Source organism: Zymobacter palmae, assembly GCF_003610015.1.
Classification (GTDB): domain Bacteria; phylum Pseudomonadota; class Gammaproteobacteria; order Pseudomonadales; family Halomonadaceae; genus Zymobacter; species Zymobacter palmae.
In genome coordinates this window covers 2,979,418-3,001,289 of the sequence record NZ_AP018933.1, presented here as the reverse complement: position 1 = coordinate 3,001,289, position 21,872 = coordinate 2,979,418, and the positions used below count along the sequence as shown (strand labels likewise).

At 57.9% G+C, this 21,872-nt stretch carries 22 protein-coding genes; 9 read left to right on the top strand and 13 right to left on the bottom strand.

Annotated elements, in window-relative coordinates; all coding sequences use genetic code 11:
- Window positions 1-273 precede the first annotated feature (273 nt).
- Entirely contained in the window at window positions 274-1,062 is a 789-nt protein-coding gene (locus tag ZBT109_RS13365; protein WP_027704340.1) for a deaminated glutathione amidase, read from the top strand.
- Window positions 1,063-1,952: 890 nt separating this feature from the next.
- Complete coding sequence (locus ZBT109_RS13360; protein ID WP_027704339.1) at window positions 1,953-2,471, top strand: metallophosphoesterase; 519 nt, start codon at window positions 1,953-1,955, stop codon at window positions 2,469-2,471.
- Window positions 2,472-2,615: 144 nt separating this feature from the next.
- Here ZBT109_RS13360 and ZBT109_RS13355 read toward each other — a convergent pair whose 3' ends face one another.
- From ZBT109_RS13355 to ZBT109_RS13340, 4 genes are all read right to left on the bottom strand, one after another.
- Window positions 2,616-2,822: a heavy-metal-associated domain-containing protein gene (locus tag ZBT109_RS13355; protein WP_027704338.1), complete on the bottom strand. Its 207-nt coding sequence runs from the start codon at window positions 2,820-2,822 to the stop codon at window positions 2,616-2,618.
- 23 nt (window positions 2,823-2,845) lie between these two features.
- The gene (locus tag ZBT109_RS13350; protein ID WP_169733981.1) at window positions 2,846-5,236 is read right to left on the bottom strand and encodes a heavy metal translocating P-type ATPase; all 2,391 of its coding nucleotides are present in this window, start codon (window positions 5,234-5,236) and stop codon (window positions 2,846-2,848) included.
- Window positions 5,237-5,457: 221 nt separating this feature from the next.
- Complete coding sequence (recG, locus tag ZBT109_RS13345; protein ID WP_027704337.1) at window positions 5,458-7,545, bottom strand: ATP-dependent DNA helicase RecG; 2,088 nt, start codon at window positions 7,543-7,545, stop codon at window positions 5,458-5,460.
- A 61-nt stretch (window positions 7,546-7,606) separates the two neighbouring features.
- Window positions 7,607-8,560 (bottom strand): hydrogen peroxide-inducible genes activator, encoded by a 954-nt coding sequence (locus ZBT109_RS13340; protein WP_027704336.1) that lies wholly within the window; start codon window positions 8,558-8,560, stop codon window positions 7,607-7,609.
- Between the two features lie 153 nt (window positions 8,561-8,713).
- On the opposite strand from ZBT109_RS13340, the gene ZBT109_RS13335 reads away from it, so the two are divergent.
- Window positions 8,714-9,559, top strand: coding sequence for an SDR family oxidoreductase (locus tag ZBT109_RS13335; RefSeq protein WP_027704335.1), 846 nt, complete (start codon window positions 8,714-8,716; stop codon window positions 9,557-9,559).
- 68 nt (window positions 9,560-9,627) lie between these two features.
- Here ZBT109_RS13335 and ZBT109_RS13330 read toward each other — a convergent pair whose 3' ends face one another.
- The 4 genes from ZBT109_RS13330 to gmk form a co-directional block, all read right to left on the bottom strand.
- Entirely contained in the window at window positions 9,628-10,017 is a 390-nt protein-coding gene (locus ZBT109_RS13330) for a RidA family protein (RefSeq protein WP_027704334.1), read from the bottom strand.
- A gap of 147 nt (window positions 10,018-10,164) precedes the next feature.
- Window positions 10,165-12,315: a RelA/SpoT family protein gene (locus ZBT109_RS13325; RefSeq protein ID WP_027704333.1), complete on the bottom strand. Its 2,151-nt coding sequence runs from the start codon at window positions 12,313-12,315 to the stop codon at window positions 10,165-10,167.
- A 45-nt stretch (window positions 12,316-12,360) separates the two neighbouring features.
- Window positions 12,361-12,612 (bottom strand): DNA-directed RNA polymerase subunit omega, encoded by a 252-nt coding sequence (gene rpoZ / locus ZBT109_RS13320; RefSeq protein WP_027704332.1) that lies wholly within the window; start codon window positions 12,610-12,612, stop codon window positions 12,361-12,363.
- Between the two features lie 130 nt (window positions 12,613-12,742).
- A complete protein-coding gene (gene gmk / locus ZBT109_RS13315; protein WP_051523616.1) occupies window positions 12,743-13,387 on the bottom strand; it encodes a guanylate kinase in 645 nt (214 codons plus the stop codon).
- 275 nt (window positions 13,388-13,662) lie between these two features.
- Between gmk and ZBT109_RS13310 the strand changes: the two genes are divergently transcribed.
- A complete protein-coding gene (locus ZBT109_RS13310) occupies window positions 13,663-14,130 on the top strand; it encodes a hypothetical protein (RefSeq protein ID WP_027704330.1) in 468 nt (155 codons plus the stop codon).
- 76 nt (window positions 14,131-14,206) lie between these two features.
- Here ZBT109_RS13310 and grxB (ZBT109_RS13305) read toward each other — a convergent pair whose 3' ends face one another.
- The 3 genes from grxB (ZBT109_RS13305) to ZBT109_RS13295 all read right to left on the bottom strand — a co-directional run bounded on the left by grxB (ZBT109_RS13305) (window position 14,207) and on the right by ZBT109_RS13295 (window position 16,123).
- The gene (gene grxB, locus ZBT109_RS13305; protein ID WP_027704329.1) at window positions 14,207-14,857 is read right to left on the bottom strand and encodes a glutaredoxin 2; all 651 of its coding nucleotides are present in this window, start codon (window positions 14,855-14,857) and stop codon (window positions 14,207-14,209) included.
- A gap of 91 nt (window positions 14,858-14,948) precedes the next feature.
- Entirely contained in the window at window positions 14,949-15,617 is a 669-nt protein-coding gene (grxB, locus tag ZBT109_RS13300; RefSeq protein ID WP_027704328.1) for a glutaredoxin 2, read from the bottom strand.
- 116 nt (window positions 15,618-15,733) lie between these two features.
- Window positions 15,734-16,123: a winged helix-turn-helix transcriptional regulator gene (locus ZBT109_RS13295; protein WP_027704327.1), complete on the bottom strand. Its 390-nt coding sequence runs from the start codon at window positions 16,121-16,123 to the stop codon at window positions 15,734-15,736.
- Between the two features lie 136 nt (window positions 16,124-16,259).
- Between ZBT109_RS13295 and ZBT109_RS13290 the strand changes: the two genes are divergently transcribed.
- The 5 genes from ZBT109_RS13290 to ZBT109_RS13270 all read left to right on the top strand — a co-directional run bounded on the left by ZBT109_RS13290 (window position 16,260) and on the right by ZBT109_RS13270 (window position 20,173).
- A complete protein-coding gene (locus ZBT109_RS13290) occupies window positions 16,260-17,111 on the top strand; it encodes an SDR family oxidoreductase (protein ID WP_027704326.1) in 852 nt (283 codons plus the stop codon).
- Between the two features lie 151 nt (window positions 17,112-17,262).
- A complete protein-coding gene (locus ZBT109_RS13285) occupies window positions 17,263-17,772 on the top strand; it encodes a ClbS/DfsB family four-helix bundle protein (RefSeq protein ID WP_027704325.1) in 510 nt (169 codons plus the stop codon).
- Window positions 17,773-17,789: 17 nt separating this feature from the next.
- The gene (locus ZBT109_RS13280) at window positions 17,790-18,509 is read left to right on the top strand and encodes an IclR family transcriptional regulator (protein WP_027704324.1); all 720 of its coding nucleotides are present in this window, start codon (window positions 17,790-17,792) and stop codon (window positions 18,507-18,509) included.
- A gap of 81 nt (window positions 18,510-18,590) precedes the next feature.
- Entirely contained in the window at window positions 18,591-18,986 is a 396-nt protein-coding gene (locus ZBT109_RS13275; protein ID WP_027704323.1) for a GlcG/HbpS family heme-binding protein, read from the top strand.
- Entirely contained in the window at window positions 18,983-20,173 is a 1,191-nt protein-coding gene (locus tag ZBT109_RS13270; RefSeq protein WP_038277515.1) for an MFS transporter, read from the top strand. Before ZBT109_RS13275 ends, ZBT109_RS13270 begins: the two co-directional genes overlap by 4 nt.
- A 321-nt stretch (window positions 20,174-20,494) precedes the next feature.
- Here the strand turns inward: ZBT109_RS13270 and ZBT109_RS13985 are convergent, their stop codons facing one another.
- Together ZBT109_RS13985 and ZBT109_RS13265 are read right to left on the bottom strand one after the other, a co-directional pair.
- The gene (locus tag ZBT109_RS13985) at window positions 20,495-20,707 is read right to left on the bottom strand and encodes a hypothetical protein (RefSeq protein WP_197714354.1); all 213 of its coding nucleotides are present in this window, start codon (window positions 20,705-20,707) and stop codon (window positions 20,495-20,497) included.
- A gap of 3 nt (window positions 20,708-20,710) precedes the next feature.
- Window positions 20,711-21,493, bottom strand: a complete 783-nt coding sequence (locus ZBT109_RS13265; protein ID WP_197714353.1) for a TerC/Alx family metal homeostasis membrane protein — start codon at window positions 21,491-21,493, stop codon at window positions 20,711-20,713.
- Window positions 21,494-21,872 lie beyond the last annotated feature (379 nt).

The following is a 21,872-nucleotide window of genomic DNA, read 5'->3' as shown; positions in this document are numbered from 1 at the left end:
CAGTGAAGGCATGCTCATGGGCGCATGGCAGCGTTTTCGAGGGACGATGCCATGGGCCATGACATGACGGGGCCTGTATCGAACATTTTCCTATCATTAGTGATGCTCGATTTATCCTGAGGTCGCGTCAAGCAAGACAATAGTGGCGTATACCAAGGTCGAGATGAGCATTTTGACAGGACAGTGCGAGGATACCCCTCCTGACGTATTGGGCAAGGAATTCATGACATGTAACTGCAAATAGCGTCATGATCCGTACAAAAGGAAACAATTATGATCATTGCTCTTGGGCAGTTTCCCGTCTCGCCACGCTGGCAGCACAACGCCGAGCAGTGTGCCCAACTGATGGCGCAAGCCGAGCAGCAGGGCGCTTCGCTATTGGTACTACCGGAAGCCGTACTGGCGACCGACATCGGCGACCCTTCCTGCGTGATACGAGAGGCCCAGCCTCTGGACGGCCCTTTTCTGCGTCAGTTGCTTGCTATATCGGCATCCCAGTCGGTCGCCACAGTGCTGACGCTGCATGTGCCAACGCATGACGGACGCGTTGCTAACGTACTGGTGGTTCTACAAAAAGGTAAGATCGTTGCCCGCTACCACAAGCTTCATCTGTATGACGCCTTTACTATGAAAGAGTCGACCCATGTTGATGCGGGTGACGCGCTTCCGCCCGTCGTGACGGTCGGTGATATGAGTGTAGGTGTGATGACCTGTTATGACCTGCGTTTTCCTGAAGTGGCGAAGTCACTGGCGCTGCGTGGGGCCGAACTGATTGTCGTGCCCGCGGCATGGGTCAAAGGGGCTCACAAGGAACGGCATTGGGAAACGCTGATTTCGGCGCGAGCATTGGATACGACCTGTTATGTGGCGGCCGTCAGCGAATGCGGTCCGCGCAATATCGGATGCAGCATGGTTGCTGACCCGCTGGGCATAGTGATCGCTCGTGCGGCTGAAACGCCTGCGCTGGTGCTGGCAGAGCTATCGCGAGAACGGTTGGAGAACGTCAGGGCCGCATTGCCTGTACTGGCCAATGGTCGGTTCCAGTCCCCCACACTGGCGTGAGGTAACGCTTCTTTTATCCACACCCGCTTTCTTCTTCGAACGATGCAGTCTTCTCTGGCGGCATGCGCTCGCTGCCAGAGTGCCCGGCTGCTGTGCAGACCGTGCGTGTATTGAGCGAAGGTGTAAGGTGCGTCGATGACTGTGCAACGCTTTCATGATCCGGTGTACGTGCTGCGCTTTCTTACGTCTGGGGGTTATCGCTAATCCTGATGTCCTTATCTATCCGCACGGCTTGATATAACGTCTATCGTCATTTTTAGATTAATAGCTGTTTTAAACAATAGGGTAGTGGATAAGGGGTATTTTATATTCAAGAAAGGTGTTTTTTATATTGCATCATCTCTAATGGTGAAATAAAAAGCATCGCTTTGTATGGTTTTATTTTGAATTAAAAATAATCGCCTTGCTGTTTAGCTACCTTATATAATTTCTTAATTATGGCTTATCGTTTATAACGAGACGGTGTCGTCTGTTTTTATCTTTTATCAGGTGTTTTTTCTGGGATGTAGGATGGCAATGATGCGCCATATTGCAGAATTTCTGCGGGTATTATGCGTAAAGATCCAGTATCCGTAGCAGATGTTGAACGTTGGAGAGTAAGGTGTGGGGCGTGCCGGGGGGGCTAAAGAACAGCAGGACTTAATTTTTAGTTTGCTTATATTTATAGTGTGATAGGCCTGTATAAGTAACTTATGATGACAGTTAATAGAGCAATGAACCGTGTTGCGGTGTGTTGATTGCTTATGCCTTTTATTGCTGTTTAATTATGAGTGTGGGGTGGTAGGGCTACAATTATATACTAATGATAACTATTGGGCGGGCATGTTAGCGTAGTCTGCGTTGGATATATCCCTGTTCTGTAATTATTATTAGCAAGGAGTGCAATCACCATGCCCGTTTTCGCCATTGCAGATACCCATCTCGGAGATGAAGAGCTGGTCGCGACGGAACGCAAGCAGTTCGCCAATGTCGATGTTCACGACAATACGATCCTCAGTAATATTCTGGCGACCTGTGGCAAGCGCGACAGCCTGTACATCATCGGGGATGTGGTGGAAATCAAGTCTCGATTGCCCATGCTGAAGAAGATCTGTGACAGTGTTGGTCGTGTCTATATCGTTCTGGGTAACCACGACAGCATGCCTAACAGTCACTCCTCTCGTCCTAGCGCGCAGGAGCTGCTGAACTGCGGTGTGCGAGAGCTGTTCGGTATGACCAGCTATCACCACTGCACGCTGACGCACGCACCGCTTCACGTCAACATCTGCAATATGGAAAACGGTTGGCGCAACATTCACGGCCACTTGCATGGCAAGATCGAATTCGGCGAGCAGTTCCTCAACGTCAGCTGCCCGGCCGTCAACTATGTGCCGCTCAATATCGACGAGTGGCTTGAAGAACAGGAGTAGTGGGTGAGTCGAGGCTCGGTGAAGCCCGAGGTCTAGAGCGCGGGACAGCGCCGTTTCCTTTATGTTATCCACAGTTGGTTGGTTCAATGCCGAAGTAGTCTGCGTGGCATGACCCACGAGATGGCCCTCTACAGGGCCATTCCGTCAGTCCTCTACGTCGAAGCCCAGCGCTTTGACGGTGTCTTTCAGCTGTGCCAAAGTGATGCCGTCGGCGTGGTCGATCTCGACGTGGCCCGCTTCCAGTGCAACCTCTACACGTGTCACGCCTTCCACGGCCTCCAGCGCTTGTGTGACTTTGCTGGCACACCCGCCGCACACCATTCCCGATACGTTTAGTGTTGTCGTCGTCATTTCATGTCCCTCCAAGACGTAGATCAAACCGATCTGCGCTGTGAGCTGGGCGATGTCCAGCGGCGCAGCAGCAGTGAATTCGTCAGTACAGACACCGAACTTAGCGCCATGGCCGTGCCGGCCACGATAGGGTTCAGCAGTCCGATGGCCGCCAGCGGTATTCCCAATCCATTGTAGAAAAAGGCAAAGAACAGGTTCTGTTTGACCTTGGCGAGTGTGGCGCGCGAGAGGTCGATGGCATCGGCGATGTGAACGAGGCTGTCTTGCATCAGTACGACATCGGCCGTTTCGAGCGCCGCATTGGAGCCTCCGCCAATGGCGATACCGACGTCTGCTGTTGCCAGCGCGGGAGCATCGTTGATGCCGTCACCGACCATGCCGACACAGCGGCCTTCGGCCTGTCGTTGGGCAATGTATTCGGCTTTCTGGGCGGGCAGTATTTCGGCCACGTAGTGGCGCAGGCCGATCTGTTCCGCTACACGGGCGGCCGTGCCGGCGTTATCTCCTGTCAGCATGACAACGCGTATGCCTTGTTCATGCAGCGCCCGCAGTGCGGGCACGGCATCGCTGCGCAGGCGATCCTTCAGTCCGATGAGTCCCAGCGACTGCTTATCTTGGGCCAGTCCGATTACCGTATAGCCTTCTTTTTCAAGTGATTCGGCTTCTTCTCTATTGAATGCGACGCCTTGTTCATCCAGAAAACGGGGGGCTCCCAGCAGTATTTCGGTGCTGTACGAGCGGCCCGTTACGCCGCGCCCTATCTCGGCGGCAAAATCAGTGACGGCCGCCGGGGGGATGGCCTGATTCTGCGCGTAGGCAATGATCGCCTGTGCCAAGGGGTGTTCCGAGTGCTGCTCCAGCCCCGCCGCTAGGGCGATCACGTCATCGTGTGTTCGGTTGCCAGCCGGGCGTACGGCCGCAACGGATAAATGGCCTTCGGTTAATGTGCCGGTCTTGTCCATCACCAACTCCTGTAGCTGGTGAGCCTTTTCGAGCGCATTGGCGTTGCGGAACAGGATGCCTGTTCGTGCTCCTTGCCCGGTGCCGACCATGATGGCAGTCGGTGTGGCCAGTCCCAGCGCACACGGGCAGGCGATGACCAGTACGGCCACGGCGCGTATCAGGCTGGTATCAAGCTGACCAGTAACGAGCATGTTGATGATGAAGGTCAGTAAGGCGATGGCAACGACCGCAGGCACGAAGATAGCTGAGATTCTGTCGGTGAGGTGCTGGACGCTGGCCTTGGAGCCTTGGGCATCTTCCACCAGGAGAATGATGCGGGCCAGTGCCGTGTCAGCCCCAACTCCCGTGGCCTGAGCACGTAGTGCACCACTGTAGTTCTGGGTGGCCGCATACAAGCGGGCATCCGTGTGCTTGGCGACGGGCAGGCTTTCGCCTGTCAGCATGCTTTCGTTCACTTCGGAGCGGCCACTGAGCACGATGCCATCGACGGGAACGCTTTCCCCGGGCTTCACGAGAAAGACATCACCTTCTCGCAGTGTTGCAACATCGCGGTCCTGCCATTCGCCGTCAACGTCGACGTGTGCAATCTGAGGCTGGAGTGCCAGCAGTGAGGCAATGGCTTCGCCTGTCTTCGACCTAGCGCGGGCTTCTAGCAGTTTGCCGAGCAGTACCAGCGTGATGATGGCGGCGCTGGCCTCGAAGTACAGATGTCCGTGAGGGTGCGTTAGCAGGGTATAGACGCTGAACCCGTAGGCTACGCTGGTGCCCAGTGCCACCAGTACATCCATGTTGGCCGCTCCGCCACGCAGCGCGCGCCACGCACGGAGGTAGAAATGGCGGCCGCACCAGAACTGCACTGGAGTTGCCAGTAGCCACTGCAGGACGCCGGGCAGCAGGTGCATGCGACCGATCAGCATGCCGATCATCTCGATCATCAGTGGCAGGGTGAACAGGGCGGCTACGATGAAGTGATTGCGCTGTATACGCCAGACGCGAGCGCTTTCAGCCTGCTCGGCATCATGATCGCGTTGTGTGACGGTCTGTGCACCGAAGCCGATCTTTTCGATGCGCTGGATCAGCGTGTCGGGCGTTTCTAGGCCGGGGGTATAGGTGATATGTGCGCGTGCTGCGGCAAAGTTGACGGTGGCGTCGACTCCGGGCTGTTTGTTCAGCACCTTTTCGATGCGGGCGGCGCAGGCCACGCAGCTCATTCCTTCAAGGGAGAGGGTCAGATGTTGATCGGCGACATCGAAGCCTGCACTGCGGATGGCGTCGATGACAGCCTGCAGGGCGGGGGCGCTCGGTGCGACGTCGAGGGTGGCCTTTTCGCTGGCAAAGCTAACGCTGGCGGTGACGCCTTCGAGCCGGTTAAGCACGCGCTGGAGACGCTCGGCACAAGCGGCACAGGACATGCCACGGATACCAAAATGTACTCGCTGAGTCTGATCCATGGAACGCATCCCATCGAAAATAAGTGATGGCGTTACTGATGTAATGCTCACTATGCGCCATCGTGCCATGAGATGTCACTTCCTGTGGGTCATGTGCAGACGGTGGTGATTGAGCATGATGATGAAGAACTATAAGGCTCTAACGTGAAGGCTGCACGGCTGCCTGTCATCTGCCCATAGGCATGTCGAACCGCCGTGCGAGGGATGGCGGGCGGGCGAGGCTATACTTGTCCGTAGCGGTTACGGTCGTTGCCCAGCCAGCGCTCGATCAGTGCCGGCGCGGTTTCAGGTGCTTGTGCCATGACCGTGTCGGCAAGTGCGTGCACTTGATCAAGCAGCGCTCGATCGCGTCCCAGATCGGCAATACGCAGGCTCATCAGGCCTGTCTGGCGTGTCCCCAGCACTTCGCCCGGTCCGCGGATTTCCAGATCCTTTTCAGCGATACGGAAACCGTCGTTGGTATCACGCATCACGCCAAGACGCTCGCGAGAGGTGTCAGACAGCGGCGGGTGATAGAGCAGCACGCAATAGCTGTCGATCTGACCGCGTCCGACGCGCCCACGCAGCTGGTGGAGCTGCGCCAGCCCCAGCCGTTCGGCGTTCTCAATGATCATCAGACTGGCATTGGGCACGTCGACGCCGACCTCAATCACGGTCGTCGCGACCAGCAGGTCGATATCACCGGCCTTGAAAGCGGCCATCACATCGGCCTTTTCTGTGGCCTTCATCCGGCCGTGCACGAGGCCGATCTCGAATGCAGGCAGCGCTTCCTTCAGCATGTCGCGTGTGGCTTCGGCGGCTTGGCAGGCGAGCGCATCGGATTCTTCGATCAATGTGCAGACCCAGTACGCTTGGCGGCCCGCTTCGCAGGCGCGTTCGATGCGCTGGATAACCTCATGGCGGCGGCTGTCTGATACCGCCACGGTGGCGATTGGCGTTCGGCCCGGTGGCAGCTCGTCAATCACCGAGACATCAAGGTCGGCATAGGCGCTCATGGCCAGCGTGCGTGGAATGGGGGTAGCCGTCATGATCAGCTGATGCGGAGTGATGCCTGCGACTTCGCCCTTTTCGCGCAGCGATAGCCGCTGGTGCACGCCGAAGCGGTGCTGTTCGTCGATAATCGCTAGCCCCAAGCGATGAAACGTAACGTCTGGTTGGAACAGTGCATGGGTACCGACGATCACCTGTGCTTCGCCACTTTCGATCTTTGCCTTGCTGTCGAGGCGTGCCTTGCCCTTTAGCTTGCCGGACAGCCAAGCCACCTTGATGCCCAGCGGTTCAAACCACTGCGAGAAACTGCGGAAGTGCTGCTCGGCCAGTATCTCGGTGGGAGCCATGATCGCCGCCTGACAGCCGTTTGCGGCTGCCTGTAGCGCGGCCATAGCGGCCACGACCGTTTTTCCTGAGCCGACGTCACCCTGTACGAGGCGCAGCATGGGGGTGGTGCGTTCGATATCGCGGCCGATTTCAGCCAGCACCCGCTGCTGAGCGGACGTGAGTGAGAAAGGAAGTTGGGCTAGAAAGCGTGCCTGCAGCGTGTGTCCGTCAGCGAGTGCAGGGGCCTGATCCTGTTGAATGTCGAGACGCACCTGACGCAGGCTGAGCTGGTGCGCTAGCAGTTCTTCGATGATTAGACGCCGCTGAGCCGGATGTGCGCCGGTTAGCAGATCATCCTGTGTGACGTTAGGGGGGGGGCGATGCAGTGTGCGCAGCGCGGTGTGGATATCCATCAGCGAGAAGCGCTGACGCAGAGCGGCCGGCACCAGTTCGGGAAGGGCTTCAGGGGTGTCGTCGAGCATCGACAGTGCCTGTTTGACCAGCGCGCGCAGACGCGGCTGGGTCAGCCCTTCTGTGGTGGGGTAGATCGGTGTGAGCGCATCATCGGGGGCCGGAGCATCGTGCACGCTGTCCAGCAGCTGGTATTCGGGATGATACATCTCGATACCCGTGCTGCCCGTCCGTGCCTCACCGAACAGCCTTACTCGCGTGCCGCGCGTGAACTGCTGCACCTGCGCCATCGCGAAATGGAAGAAGCGCAGCGAAACGACACCGCTGCCGTCACGCAGCCGTACCAACAGACTGCGGCGACGGCCCTGTACGATATCCGCAGCGGTGACTTCACCCTCGATGACCGCTTCCTGCCCTGCGCGCAGCGATGCGATGGGTACCACGCGGGTGCGGTCCTGATAGCGCAGCGGTAAATGGAACAGCAGATCCATCACGCGCTGAATGCCCAAGCGTTCCAGCTTGGCAGCCAGCGCATCGCCTACACCGGAAAGCGTCGTGATATCGGCATCAAGCGTGCGCATGGTTCATTCCTTATCGCGTTGTGGCTGCTATCCTTAACGTAGGGACAGCGAATGAAGAAGCTTAGCGCCGGTGTTCGGGCAGTTCGAGGTTGCTGCTTCCCGGAGCCTCTCCCAGTGGCTGGCAGTGCCCGATGGCATTGGTCAACACGTCGATGGCTTTTGGACGCGGGAAGCTAGTACGCCACGCCACGGCAATCGAGCGCCCCGGTGCAGGGTTACTGAACGGACGCGTTGCCAGCATGCCAGAATCGTATTCGTGCACGCCAGTGGCCATCTTCGGCAGTACGGTAATGCCGAGACCTGATGCCACCATGTGGCGAATGGTTTCCAGCGATCCGCCTTCTGCCACCAGTGCCTTGTCAGGATGATTGATCTGGTGGGCAAGCGCTGGGCAAGCATCCAGAATCTGATCGCGGAAGCAGTGCCCTTCACCCAGCAACAGCACGCGCTCCTCGCTTAGCATCTCGCGGTCGATGGATTCGCGTTCCAGCCACGGGTGCCCCGCGGGCAGCAGCACTTCGAACGGTTCTTCGAACAGCGGTTTGGTGAGCACGTCCGGTTCGGTGAACGGCAGCGCCACGATGATGACGTCCAACTCACCCGCGCGCAGCTTGCGACGCAGCAGCCCGGTCGTGTTCTCTTCGATGTAGAGTGGCATCTGTGGCGCTAGCTCGTTGAGTGCAGGCACCAGATGCGGAAAGAGGTATGGACCGACGGTATAGATGGCGCCGATGCGCAGCGGGCTGGAGAGTTGATCTCGCCCCTTATGCGCCAGTTCTTTGATGACGTTGGCTTGTTCGAGGACGCGGTGCGCCTGTGCCACGATCCGCTCCCCCATTGGGGTGACCTGCACCGTGGACTTGCTGCGCTCGAACAGGGCGACGCCCAGTTCTTCTTCAAGTTTTTTGACCGCGACCGAAAGCGTCGGCTGCGAGACGAAGCAGCGTTCGGCTGCACGGCCGAAATGGCGTTCTTGGGACAACGTCACGATGTAGCGCAGTTCTGTCAAAGTCATGATTCAAACCCATCTGCGGGGCGAGAGTCTCGCCCGGTACCCTTGGTCCTGACATGAATCCCGGCATGTGGCAGCGTGCCTTTCGGCAGGATGCCGGCACATTGCACATGCTTTCAGGGCCTTGCATCACGCCTACCAAGGAGAGGTACAACGGTGAATTCTACAACGCTCATACTCGGTTGTGGTGATATCGGCAGCGCACTCGGCGAGCGCCTGCTCGCGGCAGGCCATCGCGTGATCGGTGCGCGGCGTCATCCTGAACGGCTACCTAGCGGTATCACACCGCTGGCCTTCGATGTGACACAACCGCCGGAGGCGTTACCCGATGCCGATATTCTAGTCTATGCCGTCAGCGCCGAGCGTTTCGAGGAATCGGCCTATAAGACGGCCTACCCCGAGGGGCTGGATGCCGTTTTGACGCTGGCAGAGCAGCAGAAGCGTCCGCCGCGTCATGTCTTCTTCGTGTCATCGACATCCGTATATGACCAGAATCAGGGTGAAGAGGTCGATGAAGAGAGCGCAACGGAGCCCAAAGGGTTTTCGGGACGATTGATGCTTGAAGCTGAGCGCCGACTGCTGGCGAGTCCGCTTCCGGGAACCGTGGTACGGCTGTCTGGCATTTACGGCCATGGCCGTGAAAGATTGATCAGGCAGGTCGGAGAGGGGCGCATCGCGCCGCAGGTCCCCATGCTGTATTCCAACCGCATTCACCGTGATGATGCGGTTAACGTACTGGCCTGGCTGATCGAGCGCGTTATCGAAAACGATACGCTGGATGACTGCTATTTGGCATCGGACCTTGAACCGGCCCCGCTGCACGATGTCATGACGTGGCTGGCGCAGGAGCTGAAGGTCGAGCCGCACGACTATATCCAGTCGCCGCTGCGTCGGCGCTCAAGCAAGCGGTGTAGCAGTGCTCGGCTGGTGCGCCAAGGGTATCGCTTCCTGTATCCCACCTATCGTGATGGGTACCGGCAGATCCTTAAAGCGCGCGGCTAGCCGCGGGCATGCAAGCCCAGGCATCCCCACGGGCTTGCATGTTGACGGCCGCCGCTAGGACGACGGTCTCAGTCGCCCAGTACCATGATGCCTTCGGCTTCGAGCAGGCTGCCTTTCGGAAGCTGGCTGATGCCGATGGCCGCACGTGCCGGATACGGTGCGTCGAAGAATTCCTTCATCGCTTCATTAACGGCTTCGAAGTTGGCGAGATCGGTCAGGTAAAGGTTGAGCTTGACCATATCGCCCAAGGAACCGCCTGCGGCTTTGCAGACAGCCGCCATGTTTTCGAAAACACGACGTGCCTGGGCTTCGATGCCGCCGTCGACCAGCGTCATGGTTGCCGGGTCGAGCGGAATCTGACCGGACAGGTAGATGGTGTTGCCTGCCTTGATGGCCTGTGAGTAAGGACCGATCGCTGCAGGGGCTTTGTCAGTGTGAATGGCAGCACGGTTGCTCATCTTGTTGTACTCCTCAAGAGGTTCTGCAATGACAGAAGGAAATGAATAACGCCAGAGCAAATGCACTGGCGCCTACTGTCGGAAGTGAACTGAAACCATATCCTACTCCCTTCATCGTCGCCAGCCGCTAGATTCTTGAGTGCTAACTTACACTGGCGTACTGGGAGCCGCAGGGGTGTTGATGACGCGTGTGATGCGCTCTAGCCCCGGAACACCGCGCAATCGCTTGATGACGCGTGCTAGATGGACGCGGTCGCGTACCGCCAGCGTCAGTGTGACCACCGACAGGCGGGCATCGTGTTCCTGAATGCGGATCTGCTCGACGTCGGCATCGCTAGAGTCGATGCGCTCCGTCAGCTCGGCCAGCAGACCGCGGCGTGTTGCCACATCCAGTCGCAGTGCCGAGGGAAAATCCTCGTCCAGCGTGTTGGGCCATACCAGCGCTAGGCACTGATCAGCTTCGCGGCGGTAGAACTTCTGTGCCTGTTGACATTCACGGCGGTGCACTTCTAGCCCGCGTCCCGCATTGATATGCCCGATCACCTCGTCGCCCGGCAGCGGATAGCAGCAGCGCGCGAAATGGACCGCTACGTTGTGCGGATTGATCTCAAGTGCATCCTGCTGCGGCAGCGTAGGGTTGTCGAGCGTCATTTGCTCGTCGACCAAGCGCCGTGCCGTGCTATAGGAAATGCGGTTGCCCAGTCCAATGGCATGCAACAGATCATCGACGTTCTCAAGCTGCTCCTCATGGAGGAAGGCTTCCATGCGGCCCGGTGGCAGCTCTTCAAGCCGCGTTCCGAAGGCGCTGAGCGCCTTGCTGAGTAGACGACGCCCCAGTTGGACAGAATCACTGCGTTCTTGGTGCTTCAGGTAGTGGCGGATCGATGCGCGTGCCTTGGCAGTTACCACGAACGATAGCCAGTTGATATTGGGTGTCGCACCGGGAGCGGTGATGATTTCAACCGTCTGCCCACTGGTCAGCGGTGCTGACAGTGAGGCCAAGTGACGGTTGATGCGGCAGGCGATGCAGCTGTTGCCGATGTCGGTATGCACAGCATAGGCGAAGTCGACGGCCGTCGCGTTGTGCGGCAGCTCCATGATGTGTCCTTTAGGTGTGAACACATAAATATCGTCAGGGAACAGGTCGTTTTTGACGTGTTCGATGAACTCCAACGAGCTGCCGGCATTGCGCTGAATTTCGACCAGATTTTTGACCCATTCCTGAGCGCGTGCGTGGCTGCCGTCGCCCAGCGGTCTGTCGGTTTGGCCTGCCTTATAGAGCCAGTGCGCCGCAATCCCGTTGTTGGCCATGGTGTCCATATCGCGGGTGCGGATCTGCACCTCGATCGGGAACCCGTTAAGGCCGAACAGTGTGGTATGCAGGCTTTGATAGCCATTGGCCTTCGGAATGGCAATGTAGTCCTTGAAGCGGCCCGGTACCGGCTTGTAGAGCCGGTGCACGATGCCGAGAATGCGATAGCAGTCGTCGATGTTCTGCGCAATGATGCGGAAGCCGAATACATCCATCAGTTCGTTGAAGGAACGCTGCTTGCTGCGCATCTTGCGGTAGATCGACATCAGGTGCTTCTGGCGCCCATGCACCTTGGACTGTAAGCCCGCATCGTCCAGCCCTTCCTGCAGGCGGTGCTGGATATTCTGCATCATTGAGCGGCGCGTACCGCGTGCTGCGGCCACCGCGCGCTGGATGCGTTCCGCGCGCATGGGATGGATGGCTTTAAAGGCCAGGTCCTCAAGCTCAATCTGGATGGTGTTGATGCCCAGACGGCTGGCGATGCGCGCATACAGCTCCAGCGTTTCGCGAGCGATACGGCGTTTCTTGTCGGGGCGGAGCGATCCCAGCGTGCGCATGTTGTGTAGACGGTCGGCCAGCTTGACGATGATGACGCGAATGTCACGCGACATTGCCAGCACCATCTTCTGGAGGTTTTCCGCCTGCGCAACGGCCTTGTCTTGGAACGCAATCTTGGCCAGTTTCGATACACCATCCACCAAGTTGGCGACATCTTCGCCGAACTGTTTAGCCAGCGCATCGCGCGGCACATGGGTGTCTTCGATAACATCATGCAGCATGGCGGCCATCAGGCTTTGATGGTCCATGTGCATGTTCGCCAAGATATTGGCAACGGCCAGCGGGTGGGTAACGTACGGTTCGCCTGAGCGGCGACGCTGACCGTCGTGTGCCTGTTCGGCAAAGTAGAAGGCCCGCTTGACCTGTCGGATTTCATCATCGGGCAGGTAGCTGCCTAGGCGGTCCGCCAGATCATCGATAGTGAACATGGGCGTGGCTCACGATTGCGGGCATAGGGTATGAGCGATGGCCGCTTATACGTTGCTGTCGGTCTGAGGCATGCGACGCTGCGGCATGGCTTCGAGCGGTTCTTCGAGCACGCTGACATCGACCTGACCGGCAGCGATTTCACGCAGTGCCATGACGGTCGGTTTGTCGTTTTCCCAAGGCAGGTCGGGGGTACGGGAGCCGCGGGCCAGCTGACGAGCGCGCTTGCTGGCGATCATGACCAGTTGGAAGCGGTTTTCGACGTTTTCGAGGCAGTCTTCGACGGTTACACGTGCCATGGAGAATCACCTGATCCTAGTGGTGACGCGGTGTGCGCCACCAGAAAAAAGGAAACACCCGCGCGATCCGATGAAACATCAGGCCGCGACAGGTGAGTTGTTCGCTTGTCTTTCAGTCTACTCGACTATGTCAAGAAGTGACAAGCGCTTCGAGCAGAGCGGCCTGTGCTTTGCCGATACGTTCACGGCGCACGCGCTCTGCGCGGATGATGCTTTCGAAGTCGCGTAAGGCTTCGTCGAAGTCATCGTTGATGACAACGTAATCGAATTCATCGTAGTGAGACATCTCGCTGACGGCATCGCGCATGCGGCGCGCGATGATCTCGTCGTCGTCCTGACCGCGGCCCTGCAAGCGGCTTTCGAGCGCTTCGCGCGACGGCGGCAGGATGAAGATGGAGATGGCATCGGGGCAAACGGCACGCGTTTGGCGAGCGCCCTGCCAGTCGATCTCAAGGATTACGTCTTCGCCGTTATCGCGCTTTTCGCTGACGGCGCGGTGCGACGTACCGTAATAGCGGTCGAATACACGGGCATGCTCGAAGAATTCGCCGCGAGCGATCATTGCTTCGAACGCTGCGTCGTCAACGAAATGATAGTTCACGCCGTCTGCTTCGCCGGGGCGCATGGCGCGCGTGGTGTGCGATACGGAGACACCAATGCGGTCGACGCGCTCCAGCAGCGCTTTCACTAGGCTGGTCTTGCCGGCGCCGGAGGGCGCAGACACGATGAACAGCGCCCCATGATCAAGGGATGCAGTGGAAGGAGTGTGTGCCATGGTTGTTCATAATCCTCAAGAGCCAAGGACACAGTATGCCATAGACGCTGGGTCTTCCAGAACGGCCGTGGCTTTGAAGGCGTGCACGCGTCAATAAGCGCGCACTCTTATCCGTAGCGATATGAAGCTGCGGCAATATTGCCCTACACGCAGACTGTGCAATTCGGGATGATGGGCAGGTTAATCCTATAGATAATAAGTGGTTTTCACGCGGAAAGTGCGTGTGGAACAGTGCGTGTGGAAGACGCGCGCTTTCATGTCAGAGGGGAAAAACGATGAGCTATACCGGTGTTCTGGATATGCAGGTTGGGGTCGAAGAGGCCTACAAGATGCTGCGCTATATGATGCTGGATCTTGATGCGACTATCGCGTCAGAGAATGCGGCGCAGCATACGCTGCTGGCCAAGAGTGCGCCGTCCATGTGGACGTACGGCTTCAACTTCAACTGCAGTATCGAGGCCGTCACGGAAACGACCAGTCGCCTGACGGTCAATACGACGCTGCGCAAATGGAGCCTGATTGACACTCAGAGCAAGCGCTATACGAAGCGACTGCTGACGGTGATGGAGGCCTATGCGGCTAACAGCAATAAGGGTGAGGACAATCGCGCCGATGCGCTTGCCAATGCTGAGGTTCAGCGCGCGTTCAATTCCGTACACGGGCATCGACAGGCGTTCTACATCATCGTGCCGATCGTACTGGGACTGATTGCGGTGATGAAAATCGCCATCTTAAGTCGTTAAACGCGCGTAGATCACGAACGGATGAAAGAAAGGGAAGGCGTTAGCCCTCCCTTTCTGCTTTCTGGGCTTCAGACGATCAGATCGCATGTTCGTCATAGAGCGGGATATTGCAGCGCTCGGCCATGCGGCGGCGGTAGGTATCGACTTGTGTCGGGTACTGAACGCCCTTGACGACGGACAGCTGATGCAACAGCGGAAAGACGCTGAAATCGTCGAGCGATAGCTCACCGTTCACGGCATCGTCCGCTTCGATCAATGGTTCGAGTTGAGCGAGGGCGCGGTGTACGTCGTCCAGCAGTTCCGGCGTTTGGCGCAGCAGTGGCTTGAACGGCCCCACCCAAGCTTCCTTGCCACGAACGTAGAAGGCCTTCGCACTGGGTGTTGAGAACTCGTGGACGGGCATTTCACCCCAGCGGCACATCGACAGCTGATATACCGTGTACTCAATGGCACTGCACCACTGAGCGATTTCGCGACGACGCTTGCCAGTGATCACGGCCGAAGTGTCCGGTAGCGCATCGACGTAGTGCACGATATCCATGCTCTCGCCCATTCGGCTGCCATCGTCTTTTTCGAGAATTGGCAACAGTTTGCGCCCGATCAGTTGGGTCGGGGTACGGATGTCGTCGTCCAGCAGAACTTCCATGTCAAACGACAGCCCTTTGAGCGGAAAGATCATGCGCGCCTTGATGCAGAACGGGCAGTATTCATAGACATAGAGTTTCATTGAAACAGTATCCTTGCGGGAAAGAAGCGAGTCGCTGCCCGTTGGCCCCATGTTAGGCGACAACGGGCATGCTGATTGGAAAATGGTGAGATCAGAGCGCCACGCTGGTGTGTAGCGGGATATCCGTGCGGGCTGCCATGTGATGCAGGTAGGCATTAACGGCTGGTGGGAAGGTCAGGCCTTTCACGACGGTCAGTTGGCGCAGTACGGGGAAGAGGGTGAAGTCGTCTTCGGACAGTGCGCCATTCACAGCTTCAGGAGAAGCGATCAGCGGGACGAGGGCATCTAAATGAGGCTGGAGTTCGGTCAGCAGGCTATCGGTCTGGGCCAGCGCTTCATCGAAGCTGATGCCAATCATTTTCTCCTTATTGTGACGGAAGTAGCTGCGTGCGCTTTCGGTCGCGAATTCCTTCAGCGGTACTTTCACCCAGCGCGGCATCGTTAGGCGCATGAGGATTGGCATGACGCTCTTCGTCCATTCGGCGATCTCGGGCCGCATTGGCCCCGCGAGGCAGGACACTTCTTCGCCATCCGGCATCGGGTAGCGTTCGTCGATGTAGCGCACGATATCCATGCTTTCGCCCATCGCGGTGCCGTCGTCTTTCTTAAGGATCGGCACCATCTTCTTACCGACCAGTGCCGTGGGGGTTTTGACGTCATCGTTGAGCACGGTTTCCAGCTCGACGGGGACCTGTTTCAGACCGAACACCATGCGGGCTTTAATGCAGAACGGGCAGTGGTCGTAAACATAGAGTTTCATGGGGCCTCCCGGCGAAAGCGTATTTCGATGCGTCGTTAGCACTTCTTGATAACGAAGATGGGTCTATTGAACGCAGACTTCAATTATTTCCTTATGACTTTTTTTTCTTAATGTGTTCAGCCCTCTAATGACGCGGTGTCAGAGCTTAGCAGCAGGCCGAGATTGCCCTCAATCCAATCTACCAGATCGGCTATGCGGCCGGCCACTTCCTGTCCGGCGGCGGTCAGGCGATAGTCCACGTGCGGTGGCACAACAGGATGCACGGTACGCGAGACGAATCCATCGCTCTCGAGTGTGCGTAGGGTCTGGGCCAGCATCTTTTCGCTGATGCCGCCGATGCGGTGCCTGATTTCACTGTAGCGCAACGTACCCCGGCGCAGGACGGTCAGCACCAGCACGCCCCACTGACTAGTGACGTGGCGCAGCAGCGCGCGCGATGGGCACTGGGCGGCCATCACGTCGCCGCGTTCCAGCCGATCGGTCAATGTGTCTGGGGTCATCGTCATTTTATACTAACCTTTTGGTGCGTACTTCCATGATAGAGAGTGTCAGTCTACAGTGAATGCAAGACGGCGACTACGGGCCGTCGTGACGACTTTCGATCTTGTAGCGGTATGCGGATAGACACAGAGGAGTACGACGATGATTGCCATAACAGGTGCAACAGGGCAGCTTGGCCGACACGTAATCGAGTGGCTCGTGCAGGCGGGAAAACAGCAGGAGATCGTCGCACTGGTGCGTTCGCCCGAAAAAGCGGCGTCGTTGGGTGTGGACGTGCGTGAAGCGGACTATGACCGCCCAGATACCCTTACCCGCGCGCTGGCCGGTGTAGACGTGCTACTGCTGATTTCGTCGAATGAAATAGGCCAGCGTGCTGCCCAGCATCGCAACGTTATTGCGGCTGCCAAAGCGCAAGGCGTGCGGCGCATCGTCTATACCAGCCTACTGCATGCCGATCGTTCGGTGCTGAACCTAGCGGAAGAGCATCGCGATACCGAGGCGGTGCTGCGGACCTCAGGGCTTTCCTACACGATTCTGCGCAATGGTTGGTATACCGAAAACTACACTGACAGCCTAGGCAGTGCGCTTGAGCACGGTGCGGTAGTGGGCAGTGCCGGCAATGGACGCATTTCATCGGCCATGCGTAAAGACTATGCCGAAGCCGCGGCGAAGGTGTTGACGCATGATGGTTTCGACAACAAAACGCTGGAACTGGCCGGTGATGAATCGTGGACGCTGAGTGATCTGGCCGCCGAAGTGTCGCGCCAGACGGGCCGCGATATCCCTTACCGCGATCTGCCGGAAGCCGATTACGCCGCAGTGCTCGAACAGGCAGGACTGCCTAAACCGGTAGCGGACATGATCGCGCACTGGGACGTTCAAGTAGCGCACGATAATGCCCTGTTCGACGATCAGCACGGGCTGTCGAAACTGCTGGGCCATCCGTCTACATCGCTGGCGGACGCGGTGAAGGCGGCACTGGCACACCGTTAACGCCTTGCGCTGGACATGCTTTCCCTCGCCCGGGGGTGTGGTAAATGTGGGGGTAGTACAGCAGGACAGGCGGTCGTGATGTAGCGTTGTGGCGGGTAAGATAAAGGCGACTCGGTATCGAGCCGCCTTTTTGTTTATGGGAGGTAGTGCCATGGCTGTTCCCCAAACACAGCAGGAACTGTTGCAGGCTATCCAGACGACTTATGCAAAGCTCGTGGCCGATCTGGCAACCGTGCCACCGGAACGTGCGCGTGAAGCGACGATGGAAGGTCATGCCAAAGGCACGCTGATGAGTGTTGCCGACTTGGTGGCGTATTTGGTGGGCTGGAATGCACTGGTGCTGAAATGGTGTGAACGTGATGCGCGTGGTGAACCGGTCGACTTTCCTGAAACGGGGTTTGGCTGGAACGAACTGGGGCGGCTGGCACAGACGTTCTATGCCGATCGCGCTGATCTCTCTTTTCCTGTGCTGCTTCAGCAGCTTGCCGACGTTAATGCACGCATTGTAGCACTGGTCGCTTCCGGTACCGATGCGTCGCTCTATGGATGTGACTGGTATCGCACCTACACCAAAGGCCGGATGATTCAGTTCAACACCTCGTCGCCCTATGCCAATGCGCGCACGCGGTTGCGCAAGTGGCTGCGGGCACAAGGTATCTAGATAACGAAGGAGGCCTTATGGTCAATACCACTCGGCGTATCCAGTCCGTCGAGCGAGCGCTTAATTTGCTGGAAGCGCTGGCATCCAGCGGCGGTGAAGCACGCCTGTCTACTCTTGCCGAACTCACGTCATTAGATAAGGGCACGGTACACGGCCTACTCAACACGATGGTGTCGATGGGCTATGTAGCGCGCCACGGTACGGACTATGCGTTGGGCCTGCGGTTGCGCGACCTAGCCCAGCCCTTAATGGATGCCGATGCTGAGCTGCGCCAGTGTTTTTCCCCCGCGCTTCATGATCTGGCACTGCGCAGTGGTGAAACCTGCTATCTGGCGGTGCCCTGCGGCACGCGTGAATATCTGTGCGTAGACGTGGTGAGCTGTCAGAGCGCGCTGTGCGCTGCCGTGCCGCGAGGCTGTCGGCAGTCGCTGACGGCCTCTGCCATCGGACGTGTGTTTTTGGCCCACGACCCTGATCTGGTGCGCAGCCTGCGTCGTGCAGGCGATATGCCTGCCGCACTGGAAGCCCGGTTAACCGATATCGTCGAACAGGGCTATGCGCTGGATATTGAAGAGGCAGAGCCGGGGCTGCACTGCATGGCGGTGCCGCTGCGCCAGCAAGGGCGGGTTGTGGCGGCGCTAGGTGTCGCGGGGCCAGCACAGCGGCTGCCCGTAGAGCGGCTGAAGCGGCTGGCCGCAGAGTCGATGTCCTGTGTGTTTGATATTGTCAAAAAATAGCCGCATCGTTGCGTGGCGCCTTCACTCGCCCTGTCTTCCTGACGATGATGAAAGCCTTCATTTTTCGTCAGGGGCTCTCTTATGACTCATTCGCTTACCGAAACGCTTATCCAGCAGACCATTGCCCGCGCCCAGACGCGCGCCCGCGAGCAGGGCTATGCCGTCTGCATTGCGGTGGTCGACGATTCCGGCCTGCTGCGTGGTTTCCTGAGAATGGACGATGCCGTTCCCGGCGCATCGATCAAGAAGGCCCGTACCGCCTCCCTGTTCCGCACTGACAGCCTTGATCTGGGTCAGATGGCACAGCCCGGCGGTGCGATCTACACGCTGGAAGCTACTAACGGCGGCCTGATCAGTTTCGGCGGTGGGATCGTCCTTCATGGCGATGATGGCCGTATGATCGGTGCCGTTGGCGTTGCGGGTGCTACGGTACCGGACGATCAGGCGCTCGCACTGTATGCAGCGGGGCGCGTATGACATCATCAACGTCAACGCGTATCCATCGCGGCGTATGGGCACTGGCGATTATGGCGTTCGCCATCGGAGTGGCGGAGTTCATTGTCGTCGGGGTGTTGCCGTCTATTGCTGATGACTTCGGATTGCCACTGGCGCGCGTCGGCGGGCTGGTCGGGCTGTACGCCTTTGCACTCGCTGTGGGCACGCCCATTGTGGTGCTCGCGCTGGGCCGTTGCCCTCGTAAGCGGCTGCTGATCGGTTTAGTCGCGGTCTTCCTTGCTGGCAACCTGATATCTGCGGCGGCCAACAGCTACAGCTTACTGTTGCTGGGACGCTTGATTACTGCCGTGGCACACGGCAGTTTCTTTGCCATTGGCGCGACCGTTGCGGCACGATTGGCTCCCAAGGGGCAGGCCAGTCGCGCCATTGCATTGATGTTTGCAGGCCTGACACTGGCCATGGTCATCGGTGTACCGCTGGGTAGTCTGGTGGGCAACTCGCTGGGCTGGCGTCTGCCATTCTATGGTGTGGCGCTGCTGGCGGCTCTGGCGCTGATCAGCGTCGCGTTGTGGGTGCCTGAGCTGCCCGTCACCACGGTCAGCAAGCCTAAGGATGCACTGGGAGCACTGGTGAAGCTGCCGATTCTGGCCATGATGGGCATTACCATTCTTGGCTTTGGTGCCAGCTTTGCCGCTTTCACCTTTATCACCTCGATCATGGTGGATATCACGCGATTTTCGACCAGTATGGCAAACGTACTACTGGTCGTCTTCGGCGTGGCGACGCTGGTCGGTAACCTGCTGGGTGGTCGTCTCGCGGCGCAGTGGGGCTGGCCGACGGCACTGGCGCGTTTGCTGGCAGGGCTTCTGATCGTGCTGGTGGCACTGGCGATGGCCATGTCGCATCAGGTGGCAATGGTGGTTGTGCTGTTTATCTGGGGTCTGCTGGCGTTTGGTATGTCGCCGGGCTTTCAGGCGGGCATGCTGGAAACGGCCGAGCGCTGGACACCGCGTGCGATCGACTTTGCTTCGGCGCTGAATATCTCCGCCTTCAATCTAGGCATTGCGCTGGGTGAGGCACTGGGCGGTCTGCTGGTGGCTCATGGCCGACTGGATATGACGCCGTGGGCGGGCATCTGGTTGGTAGCCTTGGCGCAGCTGCCACTGGCATGGTTGACCTTCCGTCATCGACAGGCCGCACAGGGTTAGCGGCTGGCAGATCCACTGCTAAAACGAAAGCCTTCGCCCCCTTCCTGGGAGTGAAGGCTTTTTATGGCCGTATGCTTGTTATGGTGGTGAGGCCCGCTAATCAGCGGATGCCGTTCGCCAATATCGGTGTGATGGACGACGCTCCAGCCGATGACCGTGGCGTTTACTGAACGCTTACCGGCCCCATTTATGCCTAGTCCAATGTCACTGAACGGCTCCCTGCCCGATTTTTCGAGGCTGACGCCAGTCATGATGTGTTTTCGTACAAGCAGCATGGAATAAAGAGTGCCATAGGATTGCTTTGCAGCATCTTAATGGGCTTCAGACCAACCGTTCTTTTTCCTTCTTGCTTGGGAATATCAGGCTGATGATCACGCCACCTGCAATTAGGCCTAGCACAACGGCAAGGCTGATGAGGTGATTGATAGTGAACAAACCGAACGCACTGCCCGCCAGTTTTGCGGCGATGAACACCAGCACCAGCGCAACGGCTTTCTCTAAGTGTACGAGGTATTTCGCAGCAGCAGACAGCATGAATTAGAGATTGCGCAGGCCTAGAATGGCGAAGATGACCGAGGCATAGACCAGAAACGGCTCCTTGGTGACCGCGATGATGGCGGGCACGCTATCGAAGCTGAAGATGACGTCGGAAATTTCGATGCACATCAGGCACAGCAGCATCGGCGTAGCGTACATTACCGCACGTTTCGGCAGCGAAAAGCCCTCCTTGTGGGCCACGTCTTCCGCATGCTTGCGGCTGACGACAAAATGATGGCCCATCAAACGCGGCGTGACCGGCATAATACGGTTGGCCAGTCGAACCGACCAGTGGTTGGAATAGTCCTCCGTGTCATCGCCTTCCTCGCTGCCCATGAACATCTTGACCCCTGTCCACAGCACGATGGCGGCGAAGATCGCTTCCACCCAGTGAGAGATACCGAAGATCCACGTACCGACAGCCACGAAGAGGGCGCGAAACAGCAGCGCGCCGATGATTCCGAAATACAGAATGCGGTGCTGCAAGATCCCCTTGATGTTGAAGCTCGCGAAGATCGCGACGAAGACCATCATGTTGTCGATAGAGAGGGCTTTTTCCAACACGTATCCCGACAGAAACAGGCTGGCCTGCTGTGGGCTGTGGCGCAGGAACAGGTAGGCGTAGAACGACAGGGCCAGCGTGATCCATACACAAGACCAGACCGCTGCGTCTTTAAACGTGATTTCTTTGGCTTTCCGGTGAAAGAACAGATCTATCCAGACGGACACGGCAACAGTGACGGCAAGTATCATGCCGGCTTCAAATGTGAGGGGAACATCCATATCGCCATTTACCCTTGGTTTTGTTGTAGTCCTGCCGTGTTTTCAAGCACTGATGCATGAACCGTAATCTTCTTTCAACGCACCAGAAGCGCTATTCATTTCTGACGTGTCTTTCGCATCATAACTTACCCATTCCCTTTACCAATGCAGATTGAACGGTAACGATTTCTATAACGTTGCCAGAGGCTCAGCAGAGAATTTGTTGATGATCATAACCGGGTAGGCCGGGATATCGGCCGCTTACGTTGGGTGAGGACGTGAACGGGTGCTCTTCACGTAGAGTCGGCAACAACGCACGGCGAATAACGAAACCTTAAGGTAAGCGGCAAACGTTGATGCGAAAGAGAGGGCCAATCGTTTGCCGCTTTATGGTTGTGCA